Origin of the sequence: Actinomyces oris, assembly GCF_001937665.1 — a bacterium.
Lineage (GTDB): Bacteria > Actinomycetota > Actinomycetes > Actinomycetales > Actinomycetaceae > Actinomyces > Actinomyces stomatis.
Genome location: NZ_MSKL01000025.1, coordinates 91,565 through 105,700, shown reverse-complemented (window position 1 = coordinate 105,700; position 14,136 = coordinate 91,565). Strand labels below are relative to the sequence as shown.

9 protein-coding genes are annotated in these 14,136 nt (G+C 67.3%); all 9 read left to right on the top strand.

All coding sequences use genetic code 11. The features are described from left to right. Positions 1–76: 76 nt before the first annotated feature. The 9 genes from BKH28_RS09870 to BKH28_RS09825 all read left to right on the top strand — a co-directional run bounded on the left by BKH28_RS09870 (position 77) and on the right by BKH28_RS09825 (position 14,132). Positions 77–859 (top strand): SDR family oxidoreductase, encoded by a 783-nt coding sequence (locus BKH28_RS09870; RefSeq protein ID WP_075418641.1) that lies wholly within the window; start codon positions 77–79, stop codon positions 857–859. A gap of 118 nt (positions 860–977) precedes the next feature. Further along, the gene (locus BKH28_RS09865; RefSeq protein WP_075418640.1) at positions 978–1,844 is read left to right on the top strand and encodes a hypothetical protein; all 867 of its coding nucleotides are present in this window, start codon (positions 978–980) and stop codon (positions 1,842–1,844) included. A gap of 155 nt (positions 1,845–1,999) precedes the next feature. After that, positions 2,000–2,947, top strand: coding sequence for an aldo/keto reductase (locus tag BKH28_RS09860; RefSeq protein ID WP_075418639.1), 948 nt, complete (start codon positions 2,000–2,002; stop codon positions 2,945–2,947). A gap of 530 nt (positions 2,948–3,477) precedes the next feature. Beyond that, entirely contained in the window at positions 3,478–6,837 is a 3,360-nt protein-coding gene (ileS, locus tag BKH28_RS09850) for an isoleucine--tRNA ligase (RefSeq protein WP_075418637.1), read from the top strand. A gap of 236 nt (positions 6,838–7,073) precedes the next feature. Next, entirely contained in the window at positions 7,074–8,015 is a 942-nt protein-coding gene (locus BKH28_RS09845; RefSeq protein WP_075418636.1) for an ATP-grasp fold amidoligase family protein, read from the top strand. Between the two features lie 407 nt (positions 8,016–8,422). After that, positions 8,423–9,616 (top strand): polysaccharide biosynthesis tyrosine autokinase, encoded by a 1,194-nt coding sequence (locus BKH28_RS09840; protein WP_256695704.1) that lies wholly within the window; start codon positions 8,423–8,425, stop codon positions 9,614–9,616. A gap of 765 nt (positions 9,617–10,381) precedes the next feature. Then, positions 10,382–12,238 (top strand): polysaccharide biosynthesis protein, encoded by a 1,857-nt coding sequence (locus tag BKH28_RS09835; protein ID WP_075418733.1) that lies wholly within the window; start codon positions 10,382–10,384, stop codon positions 12,236–12,238. Continuing rightward, positions 12,238–13,449 (top strand): DegT/DnrJ/EryC1/StrS family aminotransferase, encoded by a 1,212-nt coding sequence (locus BKH28_RS09830; RefSeq protein ID WP_075418634.1) that lies wholly within the window; start codon positions 12,238–12,240, stop codon positions 13,447–13,449. Before BKH28_RS09835 ends, BKH28_RS09830 begins: the two co-directional genes overlap by 1 nt. Beyond that, positions 13,446–14,132 (top strand): sugar transferase, encoded by a 687-nt coding sequence (locus BKH28_RS09825; RefSeq protein ID WP_075418633.1) that lies wholly within the window; start codon positions 13,446–13,448, stop codon positions 14,130–14,132. The genes BKH28_RS09830 and BKH28_RS09825 overlap by 4 nt, the downstream gene beginning before the upstream one ends. Positions 14,133–14,136 lie beyond the last annotated feature (4 nt).

The following is a 14,136-nucleotide window of genomic DNA, read 5'->3' as shown; positions in this document are numbered from 1 at the left end:
GAGCGGGCCTGGGTGAACCGGTGCGAATCGAGGCCGATTGTGCCAGGTGAGCGTGACGGGGACGTATCGTGGGCTCATGAGCGAGAACCGCAAGAACGTCACTGTCGACTCCGTACCGGCCCGCCGAGCCCTCGTCACCGGGGCCTCCACCGGCATTGGTGCCGCCACTGTTCGGCTCCTGCGTTCCCACGGGTGGGAGGTTGTCGCCACCGCGCGTCGGGTGGAGCGTCTTGAGGCGCTGGCCGCCGAGACCGGCTGCACGTGGGTGGCCGCCGACCTCCAGGAGGCCGGCGACGTCGAGCACCTGGCCAGTGAGGTGCTTGCCGAGGGGCCTGTTGACGCCGTCGTCAACAATGCCGGGGGCGCGCTGGGAGTCGACCCGGTCGCCGAGGGCAGCGCCCAGGAGTGGGCCACCATGTATGAGCGCAACGTGCTCGCGGCCCTGCGCGTGAGCCAGGCCTTCCTGCCGGGGCTGCGGGAGCGGGGCGGGGACCTGGTCTTCCTCACCTCCACGGCGGCTCACGACACCTACCCCGGTGGGGGCGGCTACGTGGCGGCCAAGCACGCCGAGCGGATCATCGCCAGCACGCTGCGCCTGGAGCTGGTGGGTGAGCCGGTGCGCGTCATTGAGATCGCCCCCGGCATGGTGGCCACCGAGGAGTTCTCCCTCAACCGCCTTCACGGGGACGCGGAGGCGGCCGCGAAGGTCTACGCCGGTGTCGCCGAGCCCCTGAGCGCCGCCGACGTCGCAGCCTGCATCGCCTGGACGCTGGAGCTGCCCGCCCACGTCAACATCGACTCCATGGTGGTGCGGCCGCGGGCCCAGGCATCCAACACGCTGGTGGCCCGGGAGCAGTAGGGGAGCAGGACCGTCGGACATAGGTGGTCCACAGGCTCGACCTGCCCCGAGCACAGCGCGGGTTCCTAACGTCTGTTCCAGCCCCGGCCGGGCCGGGAAACAGACTGAAAGGACACCCATGAGCAAGCACGTCTCCTCCGGTGGCGACGCCACTTCCTCCCAGCGCGACGCGGCCACGGAGAGTCTTCCCACCAGCGACGCCGTCGACGCCGCTGCGCAGCGCCTCTCGCAGGGCGCCACAGGCAGTGACGGCGTCGAGGATGCTGAGGACGTCAAGAACACCGTGGACGCCGTTGACGCAGGCACGCTGAGGGCCGAGGCCCCCGCCAAGGACGTCACGCAGGACTCCGCCAAGGGCTCCGGGACGGCTCGCTCGGCGGCTGCCGGCAACAGCACCGCTGACACCAGGCTGGGCGGGGCGTGGGCCTCTCCGGATGCTCAGAACGCCGCGACCATCGGCGTCGTGCCCTCCACGTCCGCGGCGGCCAAGAAGGCCCGCAAGGCTCGTGGGCCCTGGTACCGCCGTCGCGCCGTCGTGGGCGCTGCCGGGGTGGCGCTGCTGGCGGGCTCCTTCGGGGCCGGGTGGGGGACCAACGAGCTCCTCAGCTCCGGCTCCCAGCACGGTCAAGCCCAGCAGCAGGGAGGCGGCAACGGTCAGGGCATGCCCGGAGGGGGTCAGGGAGGTCCTGGCGGCGGAGGCCCTGGTGGTCAGGGTGGCCCCGGCGGGCAGATGCCCGGTGGCGGCCCCGGTGGTCAGGGCGGACAGGGCGGCCCCGGCGGACAGAACGGCCAGGGCGGTCCGGGAGGAGGCTCCGGTGGAGCCGGCCGGACCACCCCCAACGGGGACGCCTCCGGTGGCTCCGGCTCGGGCTCGAGCGGCGACCAGCAGTCAGGCTCCGGCTCGGGTGATGGCAAGCAGAAGGGCGGCTCGGGCTCCTCGGGTGTCCTTCAGCAGCAGGACGCCTCTCCAAGCGCCCAGGGCTGAGAGCGCCGGCGCCACCGCCCACGGATCAACATTTTCTTCAGGGACGACGCGTATCCGTGTCGTCCCTGAAGTTCTTGTCGGTGTGTGCAGAATCGGTTACGGTCTCTGGCACATCTCGCACCGCTCACCCTGATGACACGGAGGAGAGGGCCCCAATGACTGACGCACACCCCCGCATGGCGCTGGGCACCATGCACTTTGGAACCCGCCTGTCCGCCACCCAGTCCCGAGAGATCCTCGACGCCTACCTGGATCTGGGCGGCCAGTGGATCGACACCGCGAACTGCTACGCCTTCTGGGGATCCGAGACCGGCCTCGGTGGCCAGAGCGAGACCGTCATCGGCCAGTGGCTCGCTGATCGAGGCGTGCGCGACCAGGTGAGGATCAGCACCAAGGTCGGTGCGGAGCCGACCCGCCCCCACGGTTTCCCAGACGTCGTGGAGGGCCTTGGTAGGGACACTGTCAACCGAGCCATCCGGGACAGCCTGCAGCGCCTGCAGACGGAGCGCATCGACATGTACTGGGCTCATATGGAGGATCGGGAGCAGCTGGTCGCCGATGTCGCCGAGACCTTCGGTGACCTGGTTGACCAAGGGCTGACCGCACGGATCGGGCTGTCCAACCACCCGGCCTGGTACGCCGCCGCAGCCAACGTGCACGCCCAGCAGCGGGGTGCGTCCGGATTCAGCGCCCTGCAGCTGCGGGAGTCGTATCTCCACCCGAGGCCGGATACCCCGGTTGAGGGTGAGGACCATCCCCACGGGATGATGACGATCGAGAGCAAGGACCTCGCCGAGCGCTGCGGTCTGGACCTGTGGGCCTACACGCCGCTGCTCACCGGCGCCTACGAGCACCCGGAGCGCCCGCTGCCCGAGGCCTACAGGCATCCAGGGACTGACAACCGGCTGACGGCGCTGCGCAGGTGGTCGGACAGCCTGGCCATGAAGCCGAGCCAGGTCGTCCTGGCCCTCCTCAACGCCCAGCACCCGTCCATCACCCCGATCGTGGGCGTCAGCAGCGTCGCTCAGCTCACTGACGCGGTCGAGGCCACCCGTTTCAGCCTCCCGGAGGAGGCTGTCGAAGAGCTCAACGCAGCCGGCTAGACCGAGCGGATCCGAGCCGGCGCCGGCACTGCGCCGCCCACAGATCGACCTTTTCTTCAAAGGCGACGCGTATTCGTGTCGTCTTTGAAGTTCTTGTCGGTGTGTGCAGATTCGGTCACGGTCGCCGGCTCTGAGACAGGTGGACACCCGGTCGCTATTCCACCGCCGGGTGTGGGGAGGACGACGTCGCCGAGGCGGGGTGCGAACTGGCCCCGGATGCATGCCGCCCACTACACTCCCCGGAGCAAAGGCACCGACCCGGCCATCACCGGCGAGCCTCCGGAAGAACCGGACCTCGGCGCACCAGCGCCGTCGGCCCTCAGTAGAACCGGACGGGACAGCCCGTCACAGCTGGAAACGAAGCGGTCGTGCAGACCGTCCCGGTCGGGGCGCGCAGCACGGCAAGCGAGGTGGTACCGCGGTGCGGCACCAGCCGGGCACCAGGCCCGGCCGGGAGCCGACGTCGTCCTCGTCAGGCCCCGGGCACCCGCCCGAGGCGGCAGGAACGAGTGAGACGAGAGCACACCGCGATGGCTGAGAAGATGGCTGACAGCACCACCGCCGGCGGCAGCGAGCCGACCGGCGCCGCCTTCTACCCCCTGCACCGCACGGGGGAGCAGATCGACCCCTCGCCCTCCTTCCCCGCCATTGAGGAGGACGTCCTGGCCTACTGGAAGGCCGACGGCACCTTCCAGGCCTCCATCGACAACCGCGGCGAGCCCTGCGACGAGTTCGTCTTCTACGACGGCCCGCCCTTCGCCAACGGTCTGCCCCACTACGGCCACCTGCTGACCGGATACGTCAAGGACGCCGTCGGGCGCTACCAGACCCAGCGGGGCAAGCGCGTCGAGCGTCGCTTCGGCTGGGACACCCACGGTCTGCCCGCCGAGCTCGAGGCCCAGCGCCTGCTCGGTATCGACGACGTCACCGAGATCACCCGCCCCGGCGGCATCGGCATCGAGAAGTTCAACGAGGAGTGCCGCAGCTCCGTCCTGCGCTACACCAAGGAGTGGGAGGACTACGTCACCCGCCAGGCCCGCTGGGTCGACTTCGACAACGACTACAAGACCCTCGACCCCGACTACATGGAGTCGGTGCTGTGGGCCTTCAAGCAGCTGTGGGACAAGGGGCTGGCCTACCAGGGCTACCGCGTCCTGCCCTACTGCTGGCACGACCGCACCCCCTTGAGCAACCACGAGCTCAAGATGGATGACGATGTCTACCAGGACCGGCAGGACAACACGGTCACGGTGGGCCTGCGCCTGGAGGAGCCCCTGCGCCAGGGTGCCGAGCGCCCCGAGCTGGTCCTCATCTGGACCACCACGCCCTGGACCCTGCCCTCCAACCTGGCCATCGCCGTGGGCCCCGACGTCGAGTACGTGACCGTCCACGTCGATGAGGGCCTCGACTCGCCGGTGGCCGGCCAGGACGTCGTCATCGCGAAGGACCTGCTGGGCGCCTACGCCCGCGAGCTCGGCGAGGAGCCGCAGGTCGTGTCCACCTGCACCGGGGCCGACCTGGTGGGGCGGCGCTACCACCCGATCTTCGACTACTTCGACGACGCCGCCCACCGGGCCGAGGGCGCCGCGCCCGGGCCGAAGGCCTGGACGATCATCGCCGCCGACTTCGTCACCACCTCCGACGGAACCGGCCTGGTGCACATGGCCTCGGCCTTCGGTGAGGACGACATGATCGCCTGCACCGAGGCCGGCATCGAGACGGTCGTCCCCGTTGATGACGGCGGCTGCCTGACCGAGGAGGTGAGCGACTACGCCGGGCTGCAGGTCTTCGAGGCCAACAAGCCCATCGTCGCCGACCTGCGCGACGGCACCGGCCCGCTGGCCCGCCGCGACGAGAACCAGCGCGCCGTCCTGGTGCGCCAGGCCTCCTACGTGCACTCCTACCCGCACTGCTGGCGCTGCCGCAAGCCGCTCATCTACAAGGCCGTCTCCTCATGGTTCGTGCGCGTCTCGGCGATCCGCGACCGCATGGTCGAGCTCAACCAGGACATCGACTGGTACCCCGGTCACATCAAGGACGGCATCTTCGGCAAGTGGCTGGCGAACGCGCGCGACTGGTCGATCTCCCGCAACCGCTTCTGGGGCGCCCCCATCCCGGTGTGGGTCAGCGACAACCCCGACTACCCGCGCACCGACGTCTACGGCTCCTACGCCGATCTCGAGCGCGACTTCGGCGTGAAGGTCACCGACCTGCACCGCCCCTTCATCGACACCCTCGTGCGGCCCAACCCCGATGACCCCACGGGCAAGTCCATGATGCGCCGCATCCCCGACGTCCTGGACTGCTGGTTCGAGTCCGGCTCGATGCCCTTCGCCCAGGTGCACTACCCCTTCGAGAACGTCGAGTGGTTCGAGTCCCACTACCCGGGCGACTTCATCGTGGAGTACATCGGTCAGACCCGCGGCTGGTTCTACACCCTCCACGTCCTGGCCACCGCGCTGTTCGACCGACCCGCCTTCACCTCCTGCGTCTCCCACGGCATCCTCCTGGGTAACGACGGGGCGAAGATGAGCAAGTCGCTGCGCAACTACCCGGACGTCTCCATGGTCTTCGATCGCGACGGTGCCGACGCCATGCGCTGGTTCCTGCTCTCGGCGCCGGTCATGCGCGGAGGCAACCTCGTGGTGACCGACAAGGCCATCCGCGACACCGTGCGCCAGGTGGTGCTGCCGCTGTGGAACACCTGGTACTTCTTCGCCCTCTACGCGGGTCAGGTGGGGGAGTCCGGCTACGTCACCGACGGCGTCGACCTCGACGACGCGAGCCTGTTCGCCAAGCACGGCGGCCTGCACGTCATGGACCGCTACGTCCTGGCCCGCACCAAGGACCTGGCCGAGACGGTGGCCGCCCAGATGGACGGCTACGACATCACCGGGGCCTGCGCCACGATCCGTGACTTCCTCGACGTGCTCACCAACTGGTACCTGCGCACCTCGCGCCAGCGCTTCACCGACGGTGAGACGGCTGCCTTCGACACCCTGGCCACCGTGCTGCGCGTGCTCACCGAGGTCATGGCGCCGCTGGCGCCGCTGGTGAGCGAGGAGATCTGGCGGGGCCTGACCGGTGGGCGCTCCGTGCACCTGACCGACTGGCCCGTGCTGCCCGACCACGTCGCCAACCCCGAGCTCGTCACGGCCATGGATGAGGCCCGCGCGGCGGTCTCAGCCGCCCTGAGCCTGCGCAAGGCCGAGAAGCTGCGCGTGCGCCAGCCGCTTCGCAGCCTGACCGTCGCCACGGCCGACCCGGCCGGGATGGCCCCCTTCCGCGAGCTCGTGGCCGAGGAGGTCAACGTCAAGGAGGTGCGGGTCCTGGACGCCGAGTCCGCCGGCTACGAGGTCCGCACGGACCTGGCCCTCAACCCACGCGCCTTCAGCCCCGAGGTCCGCAAGCTCACCTCCAAGCTCTTCGCCGCCGTCAAGGCAGGGGAGTGGGTGCTCACCGAGGACGGTGACGTGCGCTTCGACGACGTCCTGCTCGATGGCACCCCGGTGGTCCTGGAGGCGGAGGACTCCGCCTTCACCCTGACCACCCGCATCGAGGTCGATGACGACTCCCTGGCCGCCACCATGCTGCCCTCGGGGGCCTTCGTCGTCCTGGACACCGCCCTCGACGACGCCCTGGAGGCCGAGGGCTGGGCCCGTGACCTGGTGCGTCTGGTTCAGGATGAGCGCAAGGCCGCAGGCCTGCACGTGGGGGACCGGATCCGCATGGAGCTGAGGGTCCCGGAGGACAAGGGCGCCTGGACCGGTGCCCATCTGGACCTCATCAAGCGGGAGGTCGGCTGCGTGGACGCCTCCGTCGTGGCGGACCCGGTCGCCCAGGAGCCGACCGCCACGGTCGAGAAGGTCTCCGAGACGAGGGATCGCTGATCCGACACGCTGGTCGATTAACTTTCCGATTACCTGAGGGATAAGGCAGAATAAATCCGTCGCTCGGTCACCAGGGCTTGGCTGAGCAGCGGCGCCTCCCCTTCCCGCGGGTCGCCTCTCCCATCTCCCGGCAAGTACGCCCCCTGCCGCCACGGTGACGGCAGGGGAAGCGTTGTGCGCGGCTTCCTCCCTGGGGGCGAGCTCGCTGGCCGCCTTGGTTTTGAGAGGTGCGGACGATGAGTATCAGGGGCACTGCGGAGTCCATTCTCCCCCTGCCGGCTCAGGGCTGGCTGAAGCGGGCGATCTACCGCCGTAACTGTCGTCTCTCGCCTCCCCAGTACCGCTCCGCCCTCAAGCACTGGTACTGGCTGTTCAAGTGCCGCCCCTGCCACCTGGAGGCGCCGCGCACCATGACTGAGAAGATCCACTGGCTCAAGCTCTATGACTCCACCCCGCTCAAAGGGCGTCTGGCGGACAAGTACCTGGTGCGCGAGTGGGTTGCCGACACGGTGGGGGAGGAGTACCTCGTCCCCCTGCTGGGTGTGTGGGACTCGCCCGACGAGATCGACTTCGCCTCCCTCCCCAACAGCTTCGTCCTCAAGGCCACGCACGGCTCGGGATGGAACATCCTCGTGCCGGACAAGAGCGCTCTTGATCGAGCCTGGGCTCGTCGGCGACTCAAGAAGTGGCTCGGCCTGCGTCAGGCGATGAAGGGCGGCTTCGAGCTGCACTACGAGTACTGTGAGCCGCGCATCGTGTGCGAGCCCTTTCTGCGTGACGGTACGGGAGGGCTGCGGGACTACAAGTTCATGGTGTTCGACGGCGTCGTCCAGTTCATCTTCACCGTGGACAGGCGTGCGGGTCGCGCGATGCGCGGAACCTACCTCCCGGACTGGACCCGAGCGCCCTTCGAGTACACCTGTGAAGCCGTCCGTTCCCCAGACGTCCCCCCGCCGAGCGGCCTGGAGACCATGCTCCTGCTGGCCAGCAGGCTCGGGAAGGGATTCGCCTGCGCGCGCGTCGACTTCTACGAGGTGAGGGGGCGCGTCTACTTCGGCGAGATCACCTTCACCGACGCCGATGGACTGTCCGACTTTGCTCCCCCTCGCTACGATCGTATTTTCGGAGATCGCATCATCCTGCCTGAGAAGAAGTCGTTCAAAGGTGTCATACTGTGATGGTTTAAAACGCGAGGAATGGCTTCTGTAGGTCTTCTACGAAGATTGTCGAATCCGGTGGGTGGGACCCTTCAATTTCCTCGATGTACATGAGGGCTTTCTCATTAAAACTTCTGGTCGCTTGCCTTGCCGGGGCTCCCGCGTGTTACTGTCTGTCTCATTAATTCCGGCACTCCTTCATGGGGTTTCATGGCTGTTACTTCATGTTAGTGAGTGCCGCGCCCTATCAGTCCTGAATAATGGCAGGTGATATGCGGATGACGCTCGAGGACCTTCTTCAACTGACTCGTCGACGCCTTGGATCTCTCGCTCTGGCGGTTATGATCTGCGTACTTTTCTCAATAGTGTTCGCTTTCGTGTCGCCGAGCTCCTACACGGCGAACGCTCAGGCGTACCTGCATGTAGAGGTGGGAGGAGATCCGGCGGAGAACACGCAGTCCCACTACAACGCGGCGCAGCTCGCCGGCATGAAGGCTGACGCCGTTGTCCCGGTCTTCACCTCGGAGGCTGTCGCCCAGCGAGTAGTGGACTCTCTCAAGCTCGACGTCACCCCCGAGGAGTTGGCCTCCTCGGTGTACGCGGCGAGGACACCCGAGACCGTGTCGGTGCAGGTATCCGTCAAGGCGTCCTCCGCCCGCCAGGCTCAGATCTTGGCCGATGAGGTCATCCGACAGGCCGCAGCAGAGGTGGAGGAGCTGGAGGGCGCCGACTCCCCAGTACGGATCTCTCTGCTGTCCTCCGCCGAGCTGGCGAGCGCCACTCGGTCCCCCGCCTTGGTCACCTGTGTGGCGGTGGGGCTGCTGGCCGGGCTGGTCCTGGGCTATGTGTGGATTCTTGTCCAGGAGCTGCTCGACAAGAGCCTCAAGGGGCCTGAGGACGTGCGCGAGGCTTTGACGGCGCCGGTGCTCGGCGTTCTGCCGAAGGATCCCTCGTCCCTGCGGCTGGGGCGAGGTGTGCGGGCGGAGGTCGAGGAGCGGCTGCGTGCCACCCGTACCAATCTGCTTCACGCCTTGTCTCACGGGGCTCGGCAGGTTGTGGTCGTCACCTCGGCCGGCCCGCAGGAGGGGGCCTCGGAGACGGCTGCCGGCCTGGCGCGGGTCCTGGCCCTATCCGGCCATCGAGTCGTTCTGGTCGGAGGGGACCTGCGTTCGCCAAGCACTGTCGGAGCTCAGGGCGGTCCAGGACTCGCAGAGGTGCTGGCGGGTTCGGCGCGCCTCAGTCAGGTCCTGGTTGAAGGGGAGGTGGCGGGCCTGGAGCTCCTGCCTGCTGGTGAGATGCCCGAGAATCCCTCCGAGCTGCTCGGCGGCCGCAACATGAGTGACCTCCTGCAACATCTGGCCTCGGACCGCATCGTAGTCATCGATGCTCCTCCGGTCTGCCGCTTCACCGATGCCGTGGTGCTGGCCGCATGTGCCGGCGGCGTCCTTCTTGTAGCGCGAGCCGGGCGCACCACTGCGGAAGGGCTCCGCGAGGCGGCCCTGGCTGTGGGGCAGGGCGGAGGGCACATGCTCGGAGTGGTGCTCACCAATGTGTCCGATGTCGGGCGTGGGGGGCAGGGCATTCAGGTCGGTGCCACTCATGCAGAGAGAGCAACCGTCTAGCCTTCTCCTTCCCCGAGTGCGGAACTCGTGTGCAGAAGAATAGGTCGCACCGTCAAGGAGTTTATTTAAATGTTACCTTGCGGGAGATCTGATATCTGTCAGTGGTGCACACCTTCGGTTCCGGTCGAAACTGAGCTTGTCACTTCAAGTATTCAGGTAAGAGTTGCCTGTGGTTTTGTCTGACCGCGCCAACCCGGATCTGTTGATAAACGATGATCGAGGAGAAATCTCCTCAGAAATATTCCAATCGGTGGTGTTCGGTGTTAGATTGATGCTGATCATTAAAAACGGAAGTTGATCTTGATGGTGCCATGAGGTTCCGTCTGCCGTTTTCCGCACCATTTCCTCCTGTTCAACAGTAGGAGCTGCATCCCCAAGTCCGTCCCGCGAATCAGTGAAACCTGTTCGCCCATCCGCAGATTGAAACCCTGATGACATTTGAAATCTGTCGCTCCCACCGGCGTCACACGCTTGATCGGAGTCCCTCACTCTCAGGCGGTGTGTCTCTTGCTTGTCAGCTGGGTCAGCGGAGCGTGACGACTCATGCCTGAAGCACGTCAGAACTCCCACGGCGTCGCAAGCCGTGATGAGCGCAGGGCCGAGGCGCGCCAACCTGGCGTGCCGCTACCCGCACGATCCCTCGAAGAACAGGGGGGAGGCACCGCCGGCGGTTCCAGGGCACCGGGCTCCGCCCCCATGAAGCCGTCGGACTGCAGCGCGCTGAGGACGGGCTCCTCCCTGTGCCGGCTCGAGCCCCTCGCTCTGATGGTCGTCGATTTCCTGGCCACCTATGTGGCTCTGTTCTGCGCGGCGTGGGGGACCACGAAGTGGGCGACCGCCACAGGCGCGACCGGCGGCCTCCTGGCCATCGGCGTGCTCGGGATCGTCAACGTGGGAGTCTTCGCCACCTTCAAGATGTACAACAGTCTGTGGCGCTACGCCTCGATGGCGGAGGCGCTGAGGATTCTCTACGCGACCGTCGTCGGCTCGGTCTGCGGTGATCTCCTCTTCTCCCTGGCCTTCGATGGTGGGCTGTCGGTGCGTTCCTACGTCATGGCCTGGGCGCTGCTCGTCATCATGACCGCGGGAACTCGCCTCGCCGTCCGGGCGCTGTGGCACAGCCGAGCCCAGCGCAGCGCTCGAGCAGGTGAGCGAGGCACCCGCCCCCGCACCCTCATCGTCGGAGCCGGGCAGACAGGCTCGTTGACCATTAAGCGCATGCACCTGGGGGACGAGGACATGTGCGGAGAACCGGTGGCCCTTGTCGACGACGACGTCACCAAGCACGGTCGCCACGTCCACGGCGTCAAGGTCCTCGGCTCGTGTGACGACATCCCCCGCATCGCCCAGGAGTGCCAGGCCGAGCAGATCGTCCTGGCCTGCCCCTCAGCCCTGGCCTCCGAGCGTCAGCGCATCCTGTCCATCTGTCTGACGACGGGCCTGAGAATCCTCACCCTCCCGAACGTACGGGACCTGGCCCAGCAGGATGACGGACGGATCGCGCTGCGGGAAGTCGAGATCTCCGAGCTGCTCACCCGTGACGAGGTCGCCTTCGACTCCACGGGGATGGGGTACGTGCGCGGCCAGGTCGTCCTGGTCACTGGCGGCGGCGGCTCCATCGGCTCTGAGCTGGTCCGCCAGCTCATCGAGGCCCGACCGCGGCAGATCGTCATCTTCGACGTCTACGAGAACACGGCCTACGAGCTGCTCCACGAGATGCAGCCCAAGGCCACCGAGCTGGGGGTGATGCTCTCGGTCGTCATCGGCTCGGTGACCAATGAGCGCATCGTCCGCGACTGCTTCGAGCGGTACCGGCCCAAGGTCGTGTTCCACGCGGCGGCGCACAAGCACGTGCCGCTCATGGAGGACAACGCCCGCGAGGCCGTGGAGAACAACGTGCTGGGCACCTGGATCGTCTGCCGTCTGGCGGAGGAACTCGGCTGCAGCCACTGCATCCTGGTCTCCACCGACAAGGCGGTCAACCCCACCAACGTGATGGGGGCGACCAAGCGACTGTGCGAGCTGGAGATCCAGGCCCTGGCGCAGACGAGTCGCACCACTGTCTTCGCCGCCGTGCGCTTCGGCAACGTGCTCGGCAGCCACGGCTCGGTCATCCCGCTGTTCAGACGCCAGCTCAGATCAGGTGGGCCGCTGACTGTCACCCACCCGGACATCACCCGTTACTTCATGACGATCCCCGAGGCGGCCCAGCTGGTCATCACCGCCGGGTCAATGGCTCAGGCCGGAGAGATCTTCATCCTGGAGATGGGGCAGCCCGTGCGGATCTACGACCTGGCCGTCAACCTCATCAAGCTCTCGGGCCTGCGAGTGGGGCGTGACATCGAGGTGGCCTTCACCGGGCTGCGCCCGGGCGAGAAGCTCTATGAGGAGCTGCAGATGCATGACGAGGAACTGCGTCCCACGGAGAACACATCGATCCTCGTCTCCACGGCACCGCCGCCCACCAGGCTGGAGGTGGAGGACAAGATCGCTCGGCTCATGGCCTGCCTGTCCGAGGGAAGCGAGCAGATCAAACGGGAGCTGGCTCGTGCGGTGCCCACCTACCACCCACGTCTTGAAAACAGTACGAGTACGTCGTCGACAATGAGGAAAGCTGGCTGATGCGTGTCGATTTCTCACCCCCGGACATCACCGATGCCGAGTGCCAGGAAGTGGTGGATGCCCTGCGATCGGGCTGGATCACCACGGGGCCGCGCACCAAGACCCTGGAGAAGCAGGTGGCGCAGCGCTGTGGAACCACCCGGGCCGCCTGCCTGAACTCCGCGACCGCCTCCTTGGAGCTGACCCTTCGAGTCCTCGGCATCGGCCCAGGGGACGAGGTCATCGTCCCCGCCTACACCTACACGGCGTCGGCCTCCCCGGTCGTGCACGTGGGCGCCACCCCGGTTCTCGTCGACGCCGGTGAGGCCGACGGCGGTTACGGGCTGGACCCCAGTGTCCTGGAGTCCGCCATCACCCCGCGGACCAAGGCCGTCATCCCGGTCGACATCGGCGGACGCATGTGCGACTACCCGGCCCTGCGCGCGGTCGTCGACAGCCGCAGCCACCTCTTCACCCCGGCCGGGGCCGTCCAGGAGGCGCTGGGACGCGTCGCCCTCGTCGCCGATGGCGCCCACAGTTTCGGCGCCCGGCGCGACGGCACGCCCTCGGGCAGCGCCGCCGACTTCACCACCTTCAGCTTCCACGCCGTGAAGAACCTGACCACCGCGGAGGGCGGCGCCGTCACGTGGAGGCCGGAGCTGGGCCTGGACGAGGAGCTCTACCGCCAGTACATGCTGCTGTCCCTGCACGGGCAGAGCAAGGACGCCCTGTCCAAGACCCGCCTGGGGGCCTGGGAGTACGACGTCGTCAGTCCTGCCTACAAGTGCAACATGACCGACGTGTGCGCCGCGATCGGCCTGGCCCAGATGACCCGCTACGACTCGATGCTCGAGCGTCGGCGCCAGATCATCACCCGTTACGACCAGGCCCTGGCGCCGGCGGGCGTGACGTCGCTGCGGCACTACGAGGACGGGAGCGTCTCCTCCGGGCACCTCTACCTGGCGAACCTGCCGGGTCTGGGGGAGGATGAGCGCAACGAGTTCATCGAGCGCATGGCGCGCGCAGACGTGGCCTGCAACGTCCACTACAAGCCGCTGCCACTGCTGAGCGCCTACCGTAACCTCGGCTTCAGCATCGAGGACTTCCCACGGGCCCACACCCTCTACGCCAATGAGGTGAGCCTGCCTCTGCACACCTCATTGACCGACGAGCAGGTCGACTACGTCATCAGCTGCGCGCTCGAGGCGCTCGCGGCGATGGGGCGATCATGAGGATGCCGCCCTGGGAGGACCTGCCGGCCGCCCTGAGGACCGATGAGGTTCGCCCCTACTACGAGGCACTGTCCCGGCGCGGACTCCAGCTGCGGCTCAAGCGCCTGCTCGACGTCGTCGGAGCGACGGTCCTGATGGTGCTGCTCGGGTGGCTCTTCATCATCCTGGCGGCCCTCATCAAGCTGGACTCGCCCGGACCGGTGTTCTTCCGCCAACGGCGGGTCACCCAGTTCGGGCGCGAGTTCCGGATCGTCAAGTTCCGCACCATGACACACCGGCCGGCCGACCCGGGGGACCAGATCACCCGGGGGAACGACCCCCGGGTCACGAAGGTCGGTGCGGTGCTGCGCCGGTACCGGCTCGACGAGATCAGCCAGCTCATCGACATCCTGCGCGGCACGATGAGCTTCGTGGGGACCAGGCCGGAGGTGCCCGAGTATGTCAACCAGTACACCCCGCAGATGCGGGCCACCTTGCTGCTGCCGGCCGGGGTCACCTCCACGGCCTCCATCGAGTTCAAGGATGAGGCCGAGATCCTGGCGGCCGCCCCGCCGGACCAGGACGCCTACCTCACCCAGGTCCTGCCGGCCAAGATGCGCCTCAACCTGCGCGACGTCCAGAACTTCAGCATTGGGCGAGATCTGTCGATCGCGCTCCGGACCGTGTTGGCGGTCGCCACATGAGACG

Excerpts from the sequence above, each read along its gene's own strand:
- ileS (WP_075418637.1), top strand. The coding sequence starts at position 3,478 with ATGGCTGAGAAGATGGCTGACAGCACCACCGCCGGCGGCAGCGAGCCG.
- BKH28_RS09845 (WP_075418636.1), top strand. The coding sequence starts at position 7,074 with ATGAGTATCAGGGGCACTGCGGAGTCCATTCTCCCCCTGCCGGCTCAG.
- BKH28_RS09835 (WP_075418733.1), top strand. The coding sequence starts at position 10,382 with ATGGTCGTCGATTTCCTGGCCACCTATGTGGCTCTGTTCTGCGCGGCG.
- BKH28_RS09870 (WP_075418641.1), top strand. The coding sequence starts at position 77 with ATGAGCGAGAACCGCAAGAACGTCACTGTCGACTCCGTACCGGCCCGC.
- BKH28_RS09860 (WP_075418639.1), top strand. The coding sequence starts at position 2,000 with ATGACTGACGCACACCCCCGCATGGCGCTGGGCACCATGCACTTTGGA.
- BKH28_RS09825 (WP_075418633.1), top strand. The coding sequence starts at position 13,446 with ATGAGGATGCCGCCCTGGGAGGACCTGCCGGCCGCCCTGAGGACCGAT.
- BKH28_RS09830 (WP_075418634.1), top strand. The coding sequence starts at position 12,238 with ATGCGTGTCGATTTCTCACCCCCGGACATCACCGATGCCGAGTGCCAG.
- BKH28_RS09865 (WP_075418640.1), top strand. The coding sequence starts at position 978 with ATGAGCAAGCACGTCTCCTCCGGTGGCGACGCCACTTCCTCCCAGCGC.